Raw genomic sequence first — 19,695 nt, forward strand, 5'->3', positions numbered from 1 at the left:
CGCTCCCTCCCGCCTTGGGATCGCCTTGGGGGGGGGAGGGAACCGGCCTCGCCAGTGGCACCTGGCTCCGGTCCGTCGGCCGCCATGTACCGCCATGTCCCGCAGCAAAACGGCCAACCGTCTGTGCCGCCTGCCTTTCCGGCAGCCAAATTCAGCTCCGGTAACCCCGCATTAACTATCGCCGGGCTCTGGTAAGGGTGGACAATCGCGCCCATAGCCGTCGTCGAGGCCCATAGTTTTGACATCTTGGCAGGGAATGCAGGCGGCCGGCTTTGGACGAGCCCCCTGCACCCCAGAAAGACAAGGCTTTGAGCGGGCTTGCCGGCCGCGCCGGTTCTAGCGCGGCAGTTGGGGAACCGGCGGTCATTTGCTGCCACGGAACATCGGGTAACGATCGCCTTGAGAGGATACAGCTTATGAATCCGGCCGACGTGGCTCAGTCAGCCCTTCCGGTTGCCGCTTCCGCGGACGTGTCGCTGATCGCGCTGTTCTGGCAGGCTCACTGGATCGTGAAAGCGGTGATGCTGGGACTTTTGTCCTGCTCGGTCTGGGTCTGGGCGATCGCCATCGACAAGATCTTCCTGTTTGCCCGTACCCGCCGCTCGATGGACCGTTTCGAGCAGGCCTTCTGGTCCGGCGAGTCGATCGAGGAGCTCTATCGCACCCTCTCGGCCAAGCCGACGCATTCGATGGCGGCCTGCTTCGTGGCGGCGATGCGCGAGTGGAAGCGCTCGTTCGAGAGCCACGCCCGCTCGGTGGCGGGCCTTCAGATGCGCATCGACAAGGTGATGAACGTCTCGATCGCACGCGAGGTCGAGCGCCTGGAGCGCCGGCTGCTGGTGCTCGCCACCGTCGGCTCCGCCGGCCCCTTCGTCGGCCTGTTCGGCACGGTCTGGGGCATCATGTCGAGCTTCCAGTCGATCGCGGCGTCGAAAAATACCTCCCTGGCGGTGGTCGCCCCCGGTATCGCCGAGGCGCTGTTTGCGACCGCCGTCGGCCTTATCGCCGCCATTCCTGCCACTATTTTCTACAATAAGTTCACCTCCGAGGTGAACCGGCAGGCCCAGCGGCTCGAAGGCTTCGCCGATGAATTTTCAGCCATTCTGTCGCGTCAGATCGACGAGCGGGGCTGACGGACGGCATGTATAGTGTGAAGGGCAATTTGGGCACCAGACCATGGGCATGAACGTCGCGAGTTCGTCCGGAGGCGGCGGCCGCCGCAGCCGGCGCAAGCCGGTCATGGCCGAGATCAACGTCACGCCGATGGTCGACGTGATGCTGGTGCTGCTCATCATTTTCATGGTGTCGGCGCCGCTGCTCACGGTCGGCGTGCCGCTCGACCTGCCGCAGACCCAGGCCAAGAGCCTCGAGCAGAACGATCAGAAGCCAATCCAGATGTCGGTCGACATCAAGGGCAAGGTGTTCATCAACGACGCCGAGATCGCGATCAACGAGCTGGTGCCGAAGCTGAAGGCGATCACGGACGCGCGCGGCGGTCTCGAGGAACGCATCTATCTGCGCGCCGACAAGAAGGCGGATTACGGCACGGTGGCCAGGGTGATGGGCCTGTTGTCCGGTGCGGGGTTCAAGAAGCTGGCGCTCGTCACGGAAGCGGACCAGGGGTAAGCCGTGAAGGTGAACGTCGACAAGACACTCGTTGCGTCGATTGCCCTCCATATGTCCTCGTGCTTGGATGGGGGCTGGTCACCTTTAGCAGCAGGGCCTACGTCGCGCCGGAAGAGTCGCTCCCGATCGACATCATCTCCTCCGATCAGCTCGCGAAGATGATGTCGGGGCAGAAGACCGGCGAGAAGGACAAGCCGAAGCCCAAGGTCGAGAAGATCGCCGAGCCCAAGCCCGAAGAGGACGCCGTCGGGAAGGTCACCGAGAAGAAAGAGCTGATCAAGACCAACGCGACGCCCGAGCCGCCGCCGAAGCCCGTCGAGAAACCGGTCGAGAAGAAGCCCGAGCCGCCCAAGCCCGTCGCCGAGGCGAAGCCGAAGGAAGAACCGAAGCCGCAGGAAAAGAAGCCTGATCCGGCCAAGGAAGATCCGATCGCCGAGCTGCAGAAGAAGCTGGAAACGAAGAAGCCGCCGCCCAAGCCCGTGGAGCAGAAGGTCGCGGCGGTGCAGCCGCAGCAGCAGCCGAAGCCCAAGGAGCGCAGCTTCGATCCCGCGCAGATCCAGCGCGACCTCGACAAGCGCGCTGCGACCCGGCATGAACTCGCTGGAACGGCGCTGAATGCGTCGGCGTCGCTGGGATCGACGACCGGGACTGCCGCCAACAACGTTGCGACCTGGCGAGGTGCGTTCCAGGGCGCAGTCAAGCGCTGCTTCACGCCCACCTATAACGGGCAGGACGCCGATCAATACGAAGCCGACATCGACATTCCCATGAAGATCGACGGATCGCTGGCGTCCGAGCCCATCGTGGTTGCGGTGAGAGGACCGTCGCGGTCGATTGCCCAGGCGGTGGCCGAGAGCGCCAAGCGCGCCATCGTGCAATGTCAGGTCTATTCGTTCATGCCGAAGCAGCAGTACGAGAGCTGGAAGCTCATCCCGATGACTTTCGGCCTGAAAGACATGTTGTGACATCCGAACAAAAGAATTTTGCAATGAATGACGCTCGATCGATCACCCGCCGCCGCTTCATGACCCTGACCGGGTCGGGACTTGCGATGCTTGGGGGCGGACATGCGTTCGCTCAGGGCCAGCCGCGGCTCCGCATCGATCCCACCGAATTCCAGCCGGTCCCGATCGCGATCACCAACTTCCTGCCGGGCTCACCGTCGGACGGCGACGTCGGCAACGGTGTCACGCAGGTCATCACCAACAATCTGAAGCGCTCTGGCCTGTTCGCGCCGATCGACCAGGCCGCGTTCATCGAGCGCATCAGCAACATCGACGTCGCGCCGCAATTCCAGAACTGGAAGACCATCAACGCCCAGGCGCTGGTCACCGGCCGCATGACGCGGCAGCCGGACGGAAGGCTGAAGGCCGAATTCCGCCTCTGGGACGTGGTCTCCGGCCAGCAGCTTGCCGGCCAGCAATACTTCACCTCGCCGGAATACTGGCGCCGCATCGCCCATATCATCTCCGACCAGATCTACGAGCGGATGACCGGCGAGAAGGGCTATTTCGACAGCCGCGTGGTTTTCGTGGACGAGACCGGGCCGAAGGAGCGCCGCGTCAAGCGGCTCGCCATGATGGACCAGGACGGCGCCAATGTGCGCTATCTGACCCGCGGCTCCGACCTCGTGCTGACGCCGCGCTTCTCGCCGAACTCGCAAGAGATCACCTACATGGAGTTCGGCCAGGGCGATCCGAAGGTCTATCTCTTCAACATCGAGACCGGCCAGCGCGAGATCGTCGGGAACTTCCCCGGCATGACCTTTGCGCCGCGCTTCTCGCCGGACGGCCAGCGCGTCATCATGAGCCTGCAACAGGGCGGCAACTCCAACCTGTTCGTGATGGATCTGCGTTCGCGCTCGACCACGCGTCTCACCGACACGCCGGCGATCGACACGTCTCCGTCTTACTCGCCGGACGGCACCCGCATCTGCTTCGAGTCCGATCGCGGTGGCCGGTCGCAGATCTACGTCATGGCCGCGGGCGGGGGAGCTGCGCAGCGCATCTCCTTCTCCAAGGACGACACCAACGCCACCTATTCGACGCCGGTGTGGTCGCCGCGCGGCGACTACATCGCCTTCACCAGGCAGGGCGGCGGACAGTTCTCGATCGGCGTCATGAAGCCGGACGGCAGCGGCGAGCGGTTGCTCACCTCCGGCTTCCACAACGAGGGCCCGACCTTCTCGCCGAACGGCCGCGTGCTGATGTTCTTCCGCGATCCCGGCGGCAGCGGCGGACCGTCGCTGTACAGCGTCGACATTTCCGGCCGCAACGAGCTGAAGGTGCCGACGCCGGGCTTCGCCTCCGACCCGGCATGGTCGCCGCTGTTGTCGTCGACGGCTGGTCAATAGATCGCGCGTTTGGACGCGCGATCTTTTCGAAAAATCACGCCGATTTTTTCGGGTTCTGCGCGCGCGGCAAGCTTTCCTTCACCTTGCGCTCGGCAACGCTTGCCTAGTTGCTTGATATTTCAGCGAAAATCGGTTCGCTATTGCCGAAAAACAACCCGACTTTAACGATGTTCCCTCAGGAAAGCTTCACCTGGGCTGAGTAAAAGTACGCTCCAAACAGGACGCGTAACAAGCCGATGCAACTGGCCGACCAGAAGCAGAGCGATCGAGACGAGCTGGAGCCGATACTCTACGCCGCTCTCATCAACTCTATGGTGCAGAATTTCTGGGCGATTTTCCTGGGCTCGGCCTCCGCGGCCGTGGCCGCGGTGATGACTGCGCTGAAGACCGGCGACGTCTGGCTGTGGCCGATCGCGTTTCTCCTGATCGCCATCGGCACCGCGCGCGCATTCCAGATGCGCGGATACGAAAACCGGACGCAGGGACTGTCATTCGAAGAGGCAAAGCATCTGGAGCCGCGTTACTGGATCGGCGCGCTCAGCTATGCGGCGGTGCTCGGCATATGGGCCTTCGTCGTCATCTACAACAACGAGGATCCGGTCGCCGACATGCTCTGTGTCGCCATCGGCATCGGCTACACCGCCGGCGGCGCCGCCCGCAATTACGGCCAGCCCCGGGTGATCCAGTGGCACGTCGCGCTCGCCTGCGGTCCGATGTCGCTCGCCCTGCTGCTGCATGGCGGATTCTACCACATCGGTCTTGCGATCCTGCTCGTGTTCTTCTTCATCGGCCTGAAGAACATCAACCTCAGCCTGCACGCGATCTTCGTCAAGGCGCTGACCTCGAGCTTCCGCGAATCCGCGCTGGCGAGCCAGTTCGATACCGCGCTCAACAACATGCCGCACGGGCTGTGCATGTTTCGCGCCGACGGGCGCCTTGCGGTGATGAACCATCGTTTCGGCGAGCTGATGAGCTTGCCCGAGGATCTGGTCAAGCGCGGCGCCACCGCCGTCGATATCGTGTCGGCCTGCGTCGCCGCAGGCTCCATCTCGGCGGAGAGCGGCAACCAGATCCTGGCCGAGATCGAGCACGCGCGAATCCGCGAGATCGCCACCGCGGATCCCAATCCCGCGCGGGGCCGCTCGCTCGCCTGGACGTTCCAGCCGATGACCGGCGGCGGCACCGTGCTGCTGCTGGAAGACATCACCGAACGCACCAACGCGGAAGCCCGGATCAGCCATCTCGCCCGCTATGACGAGCTCACGGCGCTGCCCAACCGGGTCTCCTTCCGCGACGAAATCGAGCGGCTGCTGGCGATTTCGCACCATGCCGAGCGGCTCTCCGCACTGCTGTTCGTCGACCTCGACCAGTTCAAGCAGGTCAATGACACGCTGGGGCATCCCTGCGGCGACCAGCTGCTATGTGCGGTCGCCAACCGCCTGCGCGAGATGCTGCGGCCGGAGGATTTCGTCGCCCGCTTCGGCGGCGACGAGTTCGTCGTGTTCCAGCAGGACATCAGCTCGCCCGAGGATGCCGCGAGCCTCGCCCGCCGCATCGTCGAGCGGCTGAGCGAGCGCTACCGCATCGACAATCATCTGGTCGAGATCGGCGCCAGCGTCGGCATCGCGCTGACCTCGCCGGACGGCATCAGCGCCGATACGCTGCTCAAGAACGCCGACATGGCGCTGTACCGCGCCAAGGCCGACGGCCGCGGCACCTTCTGCTTCTTCCGCGACGAGATGGCGGCGACCGTCGAGGCCCGCCGCATCCTCGAGCTCGACCTGCGCAAGGCGCTCGCCAACGAGGAGTTCGAGCTGTTCTACCAGCCGCTGGTCAATCTCAAGTCCGGCAAGATCACCACATGCGAGGCGCTGCTGCGCTGGAATCATCCGGTGCGCGGCACGGTCTCGCCGGTCGACATCATCCCGGTCGCCGAGGACATGGGCCTGATCGTCGATCTCGGCCGCTGGATACTGCGCCGCGCCTGCATGGAATGCATGAAGTGGCCCGAGGGCGTCAGCGTCGCCGTCAACTTCTCGCCGCAGCAATTCCACCAGCGCGACGTGCTGAGCGAAATTCGCTACGCGCTGGAGGTCTCGGGCCTGCCGGCGCATCGGCTGGAGATCGAGATCACCGAGTCCTCGCTGCTGCGCAACACCCAGCTCACCCACGACATCCTCTCGCAGCTGCATGCGCTCGGCGTGCGCATCTCGCTCGACGATTTCGGCACCGGCTATTCGAGCCTCAGCTACCTGCACAATTTCCCGATGCAGAAGGTGAAGATCGACCGCTCCTTCCTCGAAGGCATCGACACCGACCGGCCGCTGACGCTGTTGCGCGGCGTGGCGCGGCTGTCCGCCGACCTCGGCATGGCGGTCGTGGTCGAGGGCATCGAGACCAACGAGCAGCTCGAGCTGATCAGCGCCGACGGCACCGTCTCCGAGGCGCAGGGCTATCTGTTCAGCCGCCCGGTGCCCGCCGTGCGGATGCGCCAGCTCCTCAACGCCTCGCATGGACGGCGCGACGAAGCCCTGCTCCAGGTCGTCGGCTCGCGCTCCTTCGCTTAAGTCCGCGTCCGAGAATTTCCCGTCGTTTCAGTCTGTTGCCCGGCACCGTAGTGCTACGGGGGGATTAACCCTAACACTTCGATTGCTTTGCTTCGTTGTTAAGAAGCTGTTAATAAATCATCACGCGCGTGGAGGTTGTTCCCGCGCGCATGCGGTGAGCGGTGGTGGGTAAGGAGTTGGAATGCAGTCCTCAGCCAGAGCGATCATTTCGGCTGTAGGACGGGGCGCCGAGCTCCTGACTGACGTCGATTATCATCTCGCCGACACGGTCGCGGAGAAGGAGAAGATCTACAATCTCCGCTACCGCGCCTATCTGCGCGAAGGTGCCGTCAAGGAATCCGCGGACGCGCGCGTCACCGACCAGTATGACGAATTGCCGAACGCGTGGACCTTCGGCGTCTATCTGCACGGCGAGCTTTGCAGCTCCGTGCGCATCAGCGTGCTGACATCGGAGTGGCGGCAGTCGACCTCGGCCGATGTCTTTCCCGAGATCCTGCTGCCGCGACTCGATCGCGGCGAGGTCATGATCGACCCCACGCGGTTTGTCGCCGATCCCGACCAGGTGAAGCGGGTTCCGGAATTGCCCTACCTGACGACCCGGCTCGCCTACATGGCCTGCGAGCATTTCAATGCCGATCTTGGCCTTGCGATCGTGCGTCCCGAGCATCAGGCCTTCTACCGGCGGGTGTTTCTGCACGAGACCATTGCCGAGCCGAGGCTGGTTCCCGGTCTCACCAAGCCGTTCGGACTGATGGCGGCGGATTTCCCGACCTTCCGCAAGAAGGTGTTCGAGCGTTATCCGATCATGCGGTCCACCGCCTTCGAGCGGCGGATGCTGTTCGGGCGCAGCGCGCAGCGCCAGGCGCCGCAGCAGGCGCTGCGGGTGCCGGATGCCGCTCACGCCTGATTCCCGGCGGGCCGCCTGACGAAGGCGCTCCGGGATTTCCCGGGCTCAGGCCCAAAATTCAAGCAAAGCCAGCGATTTTGCCGGTGAACGCGGCTTGCTTTCACCCTCGCGCCACATTTACAACCCATTAACCATGACGGGTGCTTTTCGCCGGTGGGGGGCATTTGACCGGCTCTGGCAACATCCCATCAAGGTTGACGGAACGTTCGCTTAACCAACCCCCTGTAGACCGGACAGCAGTGGACTAACGCGAGCGTGGAGGCTCCGGAATGAAACATCCTATGCGTATCCTCCAGGGATTGAAGCTGGCCGCGGTGCTTGCCGTCGCGCTGTCGATGGGCGCCTGCGCCAACAAGAACTCTGCTGCGGATGCGATGGCCAACGCGGCGACGCCGGGCAGCCAGCAGGACTTCGTCGTCAACGTGGGCGACCGCGTGTTCTTCGAAAGCGACCAGACCGATCTGACCCCGCAGGCGATCGTGACCCTGGAGAAGCAGGCGCAGTGGCTGCAGACCTATCCGCGCTACTCCTTCACCATCGAAGGTCATGCCGACGAGCGCGGCACCCGCGAATACAACATCGCGCTCGGCGCCCGCAGAGCCCAGTCGGTGCGTTCGTTCCTCGCCTCGCGCGGCATCGATCCGAACCGCATGCGCACGATCTCCTACGGCAAGGAGCGGCCGGTGGCCGTCTGTAACGACATCTCCTGCTGGTCGCAGAACCGCCGCGCCGTCACCGTGCTGAACGCGAGCTCCTGACGCTTCGAGTCAGGCGCCGTTCATCTTCAGAATTCGATTATGCCGGCGCCCTCACGGGCGCCGGTTTCGTTTCAGCGATCTGTGACAGAAACCCCGTGGTGCCAGTCACATTTTTGGCGTACTCCCCTTCAATGTGTGGCGCGTCGAATGTTCCGTCGCAGGCCATTTCGCTTTCGTCGTCAGGGCAAGATGTCATCCAGATTTAAGGTCTTTACCGGCACCGTGGCGACCGCCGCGCTGCTCTCCTTGTGCTCGCCTGTCTTCGCGCAGTCGGACGATGACCCCGAGATGCGGATCGAGCGGCTGGAGAACCAGCTGCGCCAGCTCACCGGCCAGAACGAAGAACTGCAATACCGCAACCGCCAGCTCGAAGAGCGCCTGCGGGCGATCGAAGGCGGTGCGCAAGCTGCGCCCGGACAGGCGCCGGTGCAGCCCAATGTCGCCGCCGTGCCGCCCGCGCAGGCTGCGCCGGCCTATCGCCAGCAGCAGCCGCAACCCGCCCAGCCGAATTACGAGCAGCCGCAGATCGCGTCTCCCGCGCCGATCGTTCAGGAGCAGCCGGCGCCCGGTGCCCCCGGCACGCGCCGCCGCGGCGATGCCTTTGACCCGGGCCAGAATCCGAGCGCGCCCGGCGCGCCGCGCGCGCTCGGCGGCGGCCAGCAGCCGATGCCGGCGGGAGCCCCTGGCGGTGCGCCCGGAGGGCGCAACGCCGGCGAGCCGCTCGATCTCGCCAACACCAGCCCGCGCTATCAGCAGGGCGTGCCGCCGGCAGCCCAGCCCGGCTATCCGCCGGCCCAACAGGGCTCTCCTGCGCCAGCCGCCGGCACCGGCCTGACCACCCTGCCGCCGTCGGCGACGCCGCGCGACGAGTTCGACCTCGGCATCGGCTACATGCAGCGCAAGGACTATGCGCTCGCCGAGCAGACCATGAAGAACTTCGCGCAGAAATATCCGAGCGACCCGCTGCTCGGCGACGCGCAATACTGGCTCGGCGAGAGCTACTTCCAGCGCCAGCAATATCGCGACTCCGCGGAAGCCTTCCTCGCCGTCACCACCAAATACGAGAAGTCGGCCAAGGCGCCGGATGCGCTGCTGCGGCTCGGCCAGTCGCTGGCCGCGCTGAAGGAGAAGGAGGCCGCCTGCGCCGCCTTCGGCGAGGTCGGCCGCAAATATCCGCGCGCCTCCGCCGGCGTCAAAGCCGCCGTCGACCGCGAGCAGAAGCGGGTGAAGTGCTGACCACGCGGCGTTGATCGCTGACAACGCGGATGGTGCTGCGCTAAACAGTCGGTCCATCCGCTGGCGATTGCTGGGCAGCGTCATGTCAGACGACGACAATTCTCCGATCTCCGCGCGCGAGGCGAAGCAGCTCTTCGCCGAGTTGAAAAGTGCGCCCGCACTGGTGCTCGCGGTGTCCGGCGGGCCCGACTCGATCGCGCTGATGTGGCTCGCCGCGCGCTGGCAGCGCAGCCTTGCGCGCGGCCCGCGTCTCACCGTCGTCACCGTCGATCATGGCCTGCGGGCCGAGGCGGCGCGCGAGGCGCGCGAGGTGAAGCGGCTCGCCACCGAGCTCGGCCTGCCGCACCGGACCCTGCGCTGGCGCGGCGCCAAGCCGAAGACGGGATTGCCCGCGGCCGCGCGCGAGGCCCGCTACCGCCTGCTCATGCAGGCCGCGCGCAGCGCCGGTGCGAGCCATGTGCTGACCGCCCACACCCGCGACGACCAGGCCGAGACGCTGTTGATGCGCCTCGTCCGCGGCAGCGGACTTGCCGGGCTGTCGGCGATGGCGCGCCTCACGGAGCGCGACGGCATCGTGCTGGCGCGCCCGCTGCTCGACGTCCCGAAGGCGCAGCTGATCGCGACCCTGAAGCGCGCGAAGATCGGCTTTGCCGATGATCCCACCAACCGCGACACCGCCTTCACCCGGCCGCGGCTGCGCGCGCTGTTGCCGCAGCTTGCGGCCGAGGGCGGCGACGCCCGCAATCTGGCGCGGCTCGCAGGCAGGCTGGCGCGCGCCAATGCGGCGGTGGAGGTGCTGACGGACGGGGCCGAGCGCTTCCTTCGCTTGAGGGATCGCGACGATGCGCCGCATGGGCCGGATATGCGAAGCTTTGAGGCCGGCGCATTCGCCACCCTGCCGGAGGAGGTCCGGCTGCGGATGCTGCTTCGGGCCATCAACGCGCTCGGGCACGAGGGGCCGGCGGAACTCGGCAAGGTCGAAACCCTCCTGGCCGCGCTCGATCAGGCGATCGCTGCTGGTATGGCCGCAGCTCCCCGCGCAGCCGCAAATGGCCGGCCGGTCCTGAAGCAGACCCTTGCGGGAGCCTTGATCAGCCTTGCCGGCGGGCGTATCCAGATCGCGCCGGCGCCGGCCCGGCGGCGCAAGGGCGATAGAGGCGGATCATGACACCGGCTGTTTCGAGGCAGCGCCGTCAGGTCACCTTAACCAGGCAGGAAAAACCCCGGGTAGGTCGCCATTATTTCAGCGGGAATCGCCCTAAGATGGGATAAATAGTCCCATCTCGTTCCCTTGGCAGCGACCGGGGCGGCACCTAAATTGTATGCGTCTAACCGAGAGGATTCCTTGGGGATTTCCTCGTACTGCCCAAGGATTCAGGCCGCGATCCGCGCGACCACGAAGGAAGATCGATGAACGCCAATCTGCGCAATTTCGCCCTCTGGGTCATCATTGTCTTGCTGCTGTTGGCGTTGTTCACGCTCTTCCAAAATCCGGGTCAGCGCGCCTCCTCGCAGGACATCGCCTTCTCCCAGCTCCTGAGCGAGGTTGACCGCGGCAATGTGCGCGACGTCGTGATCCAGGGGCCTGACATCCACGGCACCTTCACTAACGGCTCCAGCTTCCAGACCTATGCGCCGAACGACCCGACGCTGGTCAAGCGCCTCTATGACAGCAAGGTCCAGATCACCGCGAAGCCGCCGGGCGACAACGTGCCCTGGTTCGTCTCGCTGCTGGTCTCCTGGCTGCCCTTCATCGCGCTGATCGGCGTGTGGATCTTCCTGTCGCGGCAGATGCAGGGCGGCGCCGGCAAGGCGATGGGCTTTGGCAAGTCGCGTGCGAAGATGCTCACTGAAGCGCATGGCCGCGTCACCTTCGAGGACGTCGCCGGCGTGGACGAAGCCAAGCAGGACCTGCAGGAGATCGTCGAATTCCTGCGCGACCCCGGCAAATTCCAGCGCCTCGGCGGCCGCATTCCGCGCGGCGTGCTGCTGGTTGGCCCTCCCGGCACCGGTAAGACCCTGATCGCGCGTGCGGTCGCGGGCGAAGCCAACGTGCCGTTCTTCACCATTTCGGGTTCTGACTTCGTCGAGATGTTCGTCGGCGTCGGCGCGAGCCGCGTCCGCGACATGTTCGAGCAGGCCAAGAAGAACGCCCCCTGCATCATCTTCATCGACGAAATCGACGCCGTCGGTCGTCACCGTGGCGCCGGTCTCGGCGGCGGCAATGACGAGCGCGAGCAGACGCTGAACCAGCTGCTGGTCGAGATGGACGGCTTCGAGGCGAACGAGGGCGTGATCCTGATCGCCGCCACCAACCGTCCCGACGTGCTCGATCCCGCGCTGCTGCGTCCCGGCCGCTTCGACCGCCAGGTCGTGGTGCCGAATCCGGACGTCGTCGGCCGCGAGCAGATCCTCAAGGTTCACGTTCGCAAGGTGCCGCTGGCGCCGGATATCAACCTCAAGACCATCGCGCGCGGCACCCCGGGCTTCTCCGGCGCCGACCTGATGAACCTCGTCAACGAAGCTGCGCTCACCGCCGCCCGCCGCAACAAGCGGATGGTGACCCAGGCCGAGTTCGAGGAGGCCAAGGACAAGGTGATGATGGGCGCCGAGCGCAAGTCGCTCGTCATGACCGAGGAAGAGAAGCTCTTGACGGCCTATCACGAGGGCGGCCACGCCATCGTCGGCCTCAACGTGCCCGCGACCGATCCGATCCACAAGGCGACGATCATCCCGCGCGGCCGTGCGCTGGGTATGGTCATGCAGCTGCCCGAGCGCGACAAGCTGTCGATGTCGCTGGAGCAGATGACCTCGCGCCTCGCCATCATGATGGGCGGCCGCGTCGCCGAAGAGCTGATCTTCGGCCGCGAGAAGGTCACCTCGGGCGCCGCCTCCGACATCGAGCAGGCCACGCGCCTCGCCCGCATGATGGTGACGCGCTGGGGCCTCTCGGAAGAGCTCGGCACGGTCTCCTACGGCGAGAACCAGGACGAGGTGTTCCTGGGCATGTCGGTGTCGCGCACGCAGAACGCTTCTGAGGCGACCGTCCAGAAGATCGACTCCGAGATCCGGCGCCTGGTCGAGGAAGGCTACAAGGAAGCCACCCGCATCCTCACCGAGAAGCACGGTGATCTTGAGGCGCTGGCCAAGGGCCTGCTCGAGTTCGAGACGCTCTCCGGCGACGAGATCGTCGATCTGCTCAAGGGCAAGAAGCCGAACCGCGAGTCCGTGCTCGAGCCGACCACGCCGCGCGCCTCCGCCGTGCCCCCGGCCGGCAAGTCGCGCCCGCGGCCCGATCCGGATCCGGGCCTGGAGCCGCAACCGCAGGCGTAACGCCTCTCGCGTCGTGGCCGGCTATTCCGGCAAACCGTTAGTGCAAAAGCTCGGCATCAAGCCGGGCTTTTGTATTTTCGTGGACGGCCTTTCGTCGGCCTATCGCGATGTCGTCGGTGAATTGCCCGATGACGTGAAGATCGCAAAGACCGCCAAGGCGCCGCTCGACATGGTGCATGTCTTCGCGACCGAAGCCAAAGGCTTTGCGGTCAAGCTGCGCAGCTACCGCAAGGCGATCGCACCTGATGGGATGATCTGGGCGTCATGGCCGAAGAAGGCCTCGGGCGTCGCGACTGACGTGACGGAAACGCTGGTGCGCGAGACCGCCCTCGCGAACGGCCTCGTCGACATCAAGGTCTGCGCCGTCGACGACGTCTGGTCCGGCCTCAAGCTCGTGATCCCCGTGAAGGACCGCCCGGCGAAGAAGTAGGCTGGGCAAAGGCGCGCACGCGCCGTGCCCATTCTGATTCCGGAGTATGAGGCGGTGAAGGCTGGGCGATCGCCGCTGTTCAAGTCCCGTAGGGTGGGCAAAGGCGCCTTTTGCGCCGTGCCCACCACCTATCGGCAAGCGAGACAGAAGTCGTGGGCACGCTTCGCTTTGCCCACCCTACGATATTTCACTTCGCCGCGGCTCCCGCCCTCTCGCCGCGCCGCTCGAGAAAGCGCAGCACATCGTCGTTGAACTGCTCCGGATCCTGCAGAAACGAGAAGTGACTGACCTCCGGCTGGATCAGCAGGCCGGCGCCCGGGATGTTCGCCGCCATGAACTCGGTGTTCTCGCGCTTGATCGCCTCGTCGTGATCGCCATCCACGATCCAGGTCGGGACCTTGATCGCCGCGAGATCCGACGCCGTCCATTTCGGCTGGCTCTCCCACATCTTGGTAATCTCCGCGACGAAGCTCTTGTACTCCGTCGGAGTCGGCGAGAGACGCTTGTACTCCTCGCCGGCCCTGGCGATGTAGGCGTTGAAGACGTCGCTTGACGCGATATCGGCAACGCCCGACGGATCCGAGTTGGCCGCGAAAGCGAACAGCTTGGTGACCCGCTCCGGGTGCTTCATCGCGATGTCGAGGCCGATGATCGCGCCGTCGCTCCAGCCGACGATCGCGGCCTTCCTGATCTTGAGATGGTCGAGCAGCCCGACCACGTCCGAGGCCATCACATCGTAGCCATAGGGCTCCTGGTTGCGGCTGCTGCGCCCGTGCCCGCGGCTCTCCATGACGATGACCTGATAGCGCCGTTGCAGCGCACGGACCTGGTGACCCCAGTAGTTGGCGTTGGCGAGGCCGCCATGCAGCAACAGCACGGGCTCCCCGCGGCCGAACACGGCGTACCAGACCTTGATGCCGTTGACGGGCGCGAAGCCGCTCTGCGCCGCCTTGGGCAAGGTCGGCGTCGGCGGCAGGCTCAGCCATTGCGGCGCCGCATGCGCAGCATTGATCGAGACCATGACGAGAAGGGCGGTGAGGAGTTTGCGAAACATCATGACACGTCTTCCTGTTCGTCCACCGGACATTAGCGCATGACAAAGTGGCGGCGTCACGTTCCAAGACAAAAACCAGGGCGCGGGCTTTCGTCCCTCCCTCGCGTTCCACAAACAAACGACGCTTTCCGTATTTGAACGACCAGATCGCGCCTGGTGGCGAGTCCGCCATCACGGCGAGCTTGTCCAGCACACCATGTCGGCCCACCTCCTGCCGCACCGGCCGCACGATGCACCGGCCAATGATGGAGATCGACTATGACTGGACTTAAGATCCTCGCTGCCGTGGCTGTGTTGTCGGCCCTGACTGCAACCACCGCCTACGCGCAATCCGGTTTTGCGAGCAGTCATCCGGACACGTACGAAGCGGAGAACCCCAATCGCAATCTGAATGGCACGCTGACGCCGGCGGGCCGGCTGGGCCTCGAGTTGCCGGACGGCGCGGCTCCCGCGCAAGGCGCCGACAGCGCCATGGCTCGCGCGGACGGCGCCGCTTCCCGTTCTTGCTCCGAGCGTTACCGGTCCTTCGATCCGGCGACGGGCACCTATCTCGGTCTGGACGGCAACCGCCATCCCTGCAGGTAAGGCAAAGCGGCAAATCACCGGATCAATTGGACCTCCGGCCGGTTGGCCGGAGGACTCCATGCAAGATGCCGCCGGGATGAAGCTGGAGTCGCATCCTCACTTCGACGATTTCGCGGCCGCGCTGTCGTCCCGCACATGGATCACCGCGATGTCGTCGGCATAGATCCGCTTCCAGCCCTTGAGCTGGTCGAGGATCTGGGGGCCGGGCGCATCGGCGACCAATAGCGTCGCGTCGATCTTGTACTCATCCAGCAGGCGCGGAAGCAGCTCGGGCTTCTTGCCCTCGGTCGCCTTGAAGAAGTTCATCACGAATTTCTCGCCATAGAGCTCGGCGCGGCCGTCGACGTAGACGGGGATATCGCGCGAGATCAGATAGCCGCCGAACTGATAGGCGTTGAAGATGCGCTGGACCTTACGCTGCTCGAGCAGGTCGACGGCGGCAACCGGCGTCTGCGTCATCGTGAAGGTGAAGCGGTGGTGCCCCATGTAGAGCGAGGTCGAGGTCCAGCCTGCGGCCACGATCATCAGCGCGCCAAGCGCGGTGACATAGTGGGCCGGCCAGCGGTCGGTGCCGGTGGAGTCCGGCTGCGGGCGCGGGACCAACTCGCCGAGCGGCTTCGCCAGCACCAGCGGCACCAGGAAGGCAAAGGCCTCGATGCTCCTGACATGGGTCAGCGCGCTCCAGGTCAGGAACAGGATCAAAAAGATCCTCGGCGCCGAGAGCACCAGGCCGCGATAATAGCCGAAGGCGATCAGGCCGAGCAGCGCGCCTTCGAACGAGGTGAACGTGGTAAAGTTCGCCGGCATCCATTCGAAGATCAGCGACAGCAGCTCGCCGAGGCTGAGGATGTTGGTCGCGCCCAGCAGCGTCTTCCAGCCGTACGGCGTGCAGCAGCTCGCGATCACTGCGCCGATGCCGAACAGCACCCAGCGCATGAACAGTCGGAGCCGTTGTCCCTTCTCGGCATGCTCGACGGCCTCGAGCGAGATCGGACCGATCAGCGCCAGGCCGAGCACGAAGCCGCCATGCAGGTTCGCCCAGAGCGCCATCAGCGGCAGCCAATACCAGGACGGCGCACGCCTGCGGTCGGCGGCCGCCATCAGCAGGCCGACCCACGCCACCATGACCGGCAGCGCCAGAATATGCGGGCGCGCCAGGACGTGGTGCAACGACAGCAGCAGCGCCAGCATCGCAAACAGCACTGCCCGCGGTGCCTCGATCTGCGCGTCGAGCAGATAGACGAAGATTGCGGCCGTGAGTGCGGTCGCCATCGCGGTGAGGATGACGGGACCCGCCCAGTCCCATTGCGCATGGGAGAAGGCGAGCAGCACTTGCGACAGCCACGACGTCGAAATCCACGGCGCGCCGGTCCGCGTGAAGGAATAGAAATCCGTGGTGGGCACGGCGCCGTGATCGAGGATCCATTGCCCGACCTTGATCTGCCAGAACGAGTCGGAGTCCTGAAGCAGCGTGTCGCCGACATAGAGGAAGAACAGATAGGCGCCGGCACCGACGCACAGCGGCACCAGGGCTCGCGCGCGGCCCTGCATCGCGATGCTGTTGGCAAAGGAAAGGGACATTCCGCCTCGTCGTCCTGTTGTTCTTGTCGGTTCGGCGGCAGTGGACCACGGCGGTCATAACTTCGGGTAAATCGGGGCCGGGTCGGCGTCACGTCCGGATGATTTAACGGGTTGTTTTAGATTTCGGTTTACCATCGACGAATACACGCAAACCGCTCAGTGTTTACGCAGTCGAATTAACTGCGGCGCAATTCTTTGCCTCTACGTTCGGTTCCATGGTCGGGCGGCGCTGGGAAGCCGAAGAGACCAGACCAGTTGTAGCCTCGTGTACTTTTGTGGGAGCACTCTATGAAGAACCTCGTTGCGCGCTTTGTGAAGGATGAATCCGGCGCCACTGCCATTGAATACGGCCTGATCGCTGCCGGCATCGCGCTGGCGATCATCACCGTCGTCAACAACCTCGGCAGCACGCTGAACACCAAGTTCACCTCGATCTCGACCAGCCTCAAGTAAGGCCGGACAAATTGAGAGTTGAAAGAGCCTCGTCCGAGACGAGGCTCTTTTCTTTTGTGCGGGGAGCTTTGCAGCCGGGGACCGCTGGTTAATGGACGAGGTCGCGTTTTGGTCTTGCTGCGGGGTGTCTGGCCCTCATGGTGCGGGGCCAGCCACCACAAGGACGCGGCGAAGCGTCCGCGCAAGGCCGCGAGAGCTGGCGGCCTGGAGCGTGATCCGGACCCGCAGGGCCGCGTTTGCCTAAAATGTGCGGCGGTATTCCAGAGAGTTCATGCTCTAGCAACACGCCAAGGCGCGATGACGATTCACTCCAATCTCGTCGCGCTTTGGTTCGTGGCTCACCGTGACGGGGAGGGGAGCGGTGTGTCGTCGCGGACGTGAACCACGGCGACGTCATCCGCATAGAGCCGCTTCCAGCCCGGCAGATGGTCCATGATCCTCGAGGCGGGCACCGTGGGGTTCAGCAGCGTCGCGTCGATCCGGTAGGTATCGAGCAGGCGCAGGAGCGTCTCGACGTTCTTGCCCTCGACGGCGTCGAAGTAGTCGAGCACGAACTGCTCGCCATACAGCTCGGCGCGGCCATCGATGAAGGTCTTGATGTTGCGGGTGATCAGATAGCCGCCGATCGGAGCGGTGCTGAAGATCCGCTGCGCGTGCCGCCGCTCGAGCACGTCGACCGCGGCCGCGGGGGACTGATTGCCGATGAAGGCATACCGGTACGGCGTGGCATAGGACCGCGTGATGCTCCAGCCGGCCGCGACGATCGCGAGCGCAGCGATTGCGCTCACTGCAAAGGAGGACCGGGCGTCTGCCGCCCTCAGCGCGACCGCTCTCGTCACGCCCAATTGCTCGGCGAACGGCTTCGCCAGCACCAGCGGCGTCAACAGCGCAAAGGCCTCGATGTTTCTGACGTGATTGAGGGCCGCCCAGACCAGGCCGAGCAGCAGAAGAATACGGGTCCAGGACAGCACCAGCCCGCTGTAGTAGCCGATGGCGATCAATCCGAGCAGGCTGGCTCCAAACAGATCGAGCGAGCTGAAGTCGGCGGGCATCCATTCCCAGATCATCGAGAGCAGCTTGCCGAGGCTGAGGATCTTCGTCGATGCGAGAAGCGTGTTCCAGCCATAGGGCGTGCAGCAGGCTGCGGCAAGCGCAGCAAGCCCGAACACGGCCCAGCGCGCCGCCAGCGCAAATCGATCCTTGCGATCGGCGGATGCGAGCGCATCGAGGCCGATGGCCCCGATCAGCGCCAGCCCCATGACGAAGCCGCCGTGAAGATTGGCCCACAGCGCCATCAAGGGCAGCAACAGCCAGGAGGGCGCGGTGCGCCGGTCGGCGGCTGCGAGCAGCCCGCCGACAAAGGCCACCATGACCGGCAGGGCCAGCATGTGCGGGCGGGCGAGGAAATGCCCCATCGACATGAAGAGGAGCGGGGTGACGAGCAGAAAGGCGCGCGCCGGCTCCAGATAAGGCTCAAGCAGGTGAACGAAGATCGCCGCGGTCGCTCCGATTGCAAGCGATGTCAGGATAACCACGCCCGACCAGTTTGACGGCTCGTAAACCAGCGCGAACAGGACTTGCGACAGCCAGGAGCTGGAGATCCAGGGCTCACCGGCGCGCGTGAACGAATAGATGTCGGTGGTGGGCAGCGCACGATGTTCGAGAATCCACTGTCCGATCTTGATCTGCCACAGCGTATCGGAATCCCGCAGCATGATGTCGCCGACGCCGAGGAAGAACAGGTACACACCGGCGCCGATGCAGAGCGGCACGAGCCAGCGCGCAACGCTGCGGACGGGAACGCTGCTTGTAACGGAAACCGACATTGGACTCTCGGGGTTGAACGACCACGCACAACAGCAGGTCCGCACCTGAGCATGAGCGCTTTTAAGTTGGGGTAAACCGGGCCGGTTCGCCGCCGCCACGCGGTGCAAGGATGCGTTTACTACCTGCTCGTGTGCGCCTCGGAGTTGCGTGGCGCCCGTATCCGCATTTGCTCCTTGTCATTCGTCCTGAATAGTTGTTCAGTCCTTGCGGGGCGATTTGCAGCGATTGAGTGACGAAGCGTTCGGCCGCAGGGCGTGCGGCAGGCGTGTGGGACAGGAAGCGCGCCATGGTTTATCGGCGGACGCATCAAGTGGTTAAGCGCCTTGCGGCCCGGCGCAGTGCGATCTTGGCGGCGGCGCGGGAGGCTGCGGCGGAAGGCGGGATGGCGGCGGTGCAGATCGCGCCGGTCGCGGTTCGGGCCAATGTCGCGGCCGGCACGGTCTACCGCTACTTCCCCTCCAAGGCCGAGTTGATCTCCGAATTGATCGCCGAGGTCTCCCGCGACGAGCTCGCGGCGATCCGCCGGGCGGCCGATGCCGCGCCAGGCCCGTCCTCGGCGCTGGCTGCCGCCGTCACCACGGTGGCGGTCCATACCCTGTCGCAGCGCAGGCTGGCCTGGGGCATCCTGGCCGAGCCGGTCGATGTCGATGTCAGCGCCTCCCGGCTTGCCAGCCGGCGCGAGATCGCGGGCGAGATCGCAGGCCGGATCGATGCGGCCGTGCGCGCCGGTCACCTGCCGGCGCAGGACACCGCGCTGGCCGCCACCGCGCTGCTCGGTGCGCTGCATGAGGCCTTGGTCGGGCCGCTCGCGCCTGACAATCTCGAAGATCCCGTCAAGATGCGCGATGCGGTGCAGACCGTGACGCTGCTTGCGCTGCGCGCCGTCGGCGTCATGGACGCCCGCGCCCGCGGCCTGGTGGTGCAGCAGACGCTGCTCCCGACCACGAAAGCGCTGGTCGGGGCCTGAATCGAGGGCGCGACCAAG

Annotated in this window: 16 protein-coding genes and 1 pseudogene; 14 read left to right on the top strand and 3 right to left on the bottom strand. The window is 65.1% G+C overall.

Going from position 1 to position 19,695, the window contains the following annotated elements:
- The first annotated feature begins 416 nt into the window (after positions 1-416).
- The 11 genes and pseudogenes from tolQ to ACVWW6_RS15530 all read left to right on the top strand — a co-directional run bounded on the left by tolQ (position 417) and on the right by ACVWW6_RS15530 (position 13,210).
- Positions 417-1,133, top strand: a complete 717-nt coding sequence (gene tolQ / locus ACVWW6_RS15480) for a protein TolQ (RefSeq protein WP_018641591.1) — start codon at positions 417-419, stop codon at positions 1,131-1,133.
- A 43-nt stretch (positions 1,134-1,176) separates the two neighbouring features.
- On the top strand, positions 1,177-1,626 hold the full coding sequence (tolR, locus tag ACVWW6_RS15485; protein WP_028173005.1) for a protein TolR: 450 nt from the start codon (positions 1,177-1,179) through the stop codon (positions 1,624-1,626).
- 3 nt (positions 1,627-1,629) lie between these two features.
- Positions 1,630-2,591, top strand: a pseudogene (locus ACVWW6_RS15490) (cell envelope integrity protein TolA).
- 23 nt (positions 2,592-2,614) lie between these two features.
- Complete coding sequence (tolB, locus tag ACVWW6_RS15495) at positions 2,615-3,979, top strand: Tol-Pal system beta propeller repeat protein TolB (protein ID WP_028173006.1); 1,365 nt, start codon at positions 2,615-2,617, stop codon at positions 3,977-3,979.
- Positions 3,980-4,215: 236 nt separating this feature from the next.
- The gene (locus ACVWW6_RS15500) at positions 4,216-6,546 is read left to right on the top strand and encodes a putative bifunctional diguanylate cyclase/phosphodiesterase (RefSeq protein WP_028173007.1); all 2,331 of its coding nucleotides are present in this window, start codon (positions 4,216-4,218) and stop codon (positions 6,544-6,546) included.
- A 181-nt stretch (positions 6,547-6,727) separates the two neighbouring features.
- The gene (locus ACVWW6_RS15505) at positions 6,728-7,453 is read left to right on the top strand and encodes an N-acyl amino acid synthase FeeM domain-containing protein (protein ID WP_161536551.1); all 726 of its coding nucleotides are present in this window, start codon (positions 6,728-6,730) and stop codon (positions 7,451-7,453) included.
- 269 nt (positions 7,454-7,722) lie between these two features.
- Complete coding sequence (gene pal, locus ACVWW6_RS15510) at positions 7,723-8,211, top strand: peptidoglycan-associated lipoprotein Pal (protein ID WP_028173008.1); 489 nt, start codon at positions 7,723-7,725, stop codon at positions 8,209-8,211.
- Between the two features lie 189 nt (positions 8,212-8,400).
- Complete coding sequence (gene ybgF / locus ACVWW6_RS15515) at positions 8,401-9,447, top strand: tol-pal system protein YbgF (protein ID WP_456680971.1); 1,047 nt, start codon at positions 8,401-8,403, stop codon at positions 9,445-9,447.
- 82 nt (positions 9,448-9,529) lie between these two features.
- On the top strand, positions 9,530-10,615 hold the full coding sequence (gene tilS / locus ACVWW6_RS15520; protein WP_456680972.1) for a tRNA lysidine(34) synthetase TilS: 1,086 nt from the start codon (positions 9,530-9,532) through the stop codon (positions 10,613-10,615).
- Positions 10,616-10,857: 242 nt separating this feature from the next.
- Positions 10,858-12,780, top strand: coding sequence for an ATP-dependent zinc metalloprotease FtsH (gene ftsH, locus ACVWW6_RS15525; protein WP_011089881.1), 1,923 nt, complete (start codon positions 10,858-10,860; stop codon positions 12,778-12,780).
- Between the two features lie 40 nt (positions 12,781-12,820).
- Positions 12,821-13,210 (top strand): DUF3052 domain-containing protein, encoded by a 390-nt coding sequence (locus ACVWW6_RS15530; RefSeq protein ID WP_231166636.1) that lies wholly within the window; start codon positions 12,821-12,823, stop codon positions 13,208-13,210.
- A 187-nt stretch (positions 13,211-13,397) separates the two neighbouring features.
- On the opposite strand, the gene ACVWW6_RS15535 is transcribed toward ACVWW6_RS15530, so the two are convergent.
- The gene (locus tag ACVWW6_RS15535; protein ID WP_456680973.1) at positions 13,398-14,267 is read right to left on the bottom strand and encodes an alpha/beta fold hydrolase; all 870 of its coding nucleotides are present in this window, start codon (positions 14,265-14,267) and stop codon (positions 13,398-13,400) included.
- A 255-nt stretch (positions 14,268-14,522) separates the two neighbouring features.
- Here ACVWW6_RS15535 and ACVWW6_RS15540 point away from each other — a divergent pair, with 255 nt between their 5' ends.
- Complete coding sequence (locus ACVWW6_RS15540) at positions 14,523-14,849, top strand: BA14K family protein (protein WP_028173012.1); 327 nt, start codon at positions 14,523-14,525, stop codon at positions 14,847-14,849.
- A gap of 96 nt (positions 14,850-14,945) precedes the next feature.
- On the opposite strand, the gene ACVWW6_RS15545 is transcribed toward ACVWW6_RS15540, so the two are convergent.
- On the bottom strand, positions 14,946-16,430 hold the full coding sequence (locus ACVWW6_RS15545) for a hypothetical protein (protein ID WP_456680974.1): 1,485 nt from the start codon (positions 16,428-16,430) through the stop codon (positions 14,946-14,948).
- A gap of 288 nt (positions 16,431-16,718) precedes the next feature.
- On the opposite strand from ACVWW6_RS15545, the gene ACVWW6_RS15550 reads away from it, so the two are divergent.
- Positions 16,719-16,883 carry a Flp family type IVb pilin gene (locus tag ACVWW6_RS15550; RefSeq protein ID WP_028173014.1) on the top strand — a complete coding sequence of 55 codons (165 nt, stop codon included), beginning with the start codon at positions 16,719-16,721 and terminating at the stop codon, positions 16,881-16,883.
- A gap of 338 nt (positions 16,884-17,221) precedes the next feature.
- Here the strand turns inward: ACVWW6_RS15550 and ACVWW6_RS15555 are convergent, their stop codons facing one another.
- Positions 17,222-18,709: a hypothetical protein gene (locus ACVWW6_RS15555; protein ID WP_060910254.1), complete on the bottom strand. Its 1,488-nt coding sequence runs from the start codon at positions 18,707-18,709 to the stop codon at positions 17,222-17,224.
- 287 nt (positions 18,710-18,996) lie between these two features.
- Here ACVWW6_RS15555 and ACVWW6_RS15560 point away from each other — a divergent pair, with 287 nt between their 5' ends.
- Entirely contained in the window at positions 18,997-19,677 is a 681-nt protein-coding gene (locus ACVWW6_RS15560; protein WP_008136878.1) for a TetR/AcrR family transcriptional regulator, read from the top strand.
- The last annotated feature ends 18 nt before the right edge of the window (positions 19,678-19,695 follow it).

Source organism: Bradyrhizobium sp. USDA 3311 (genome assembly GCF_054062495.1).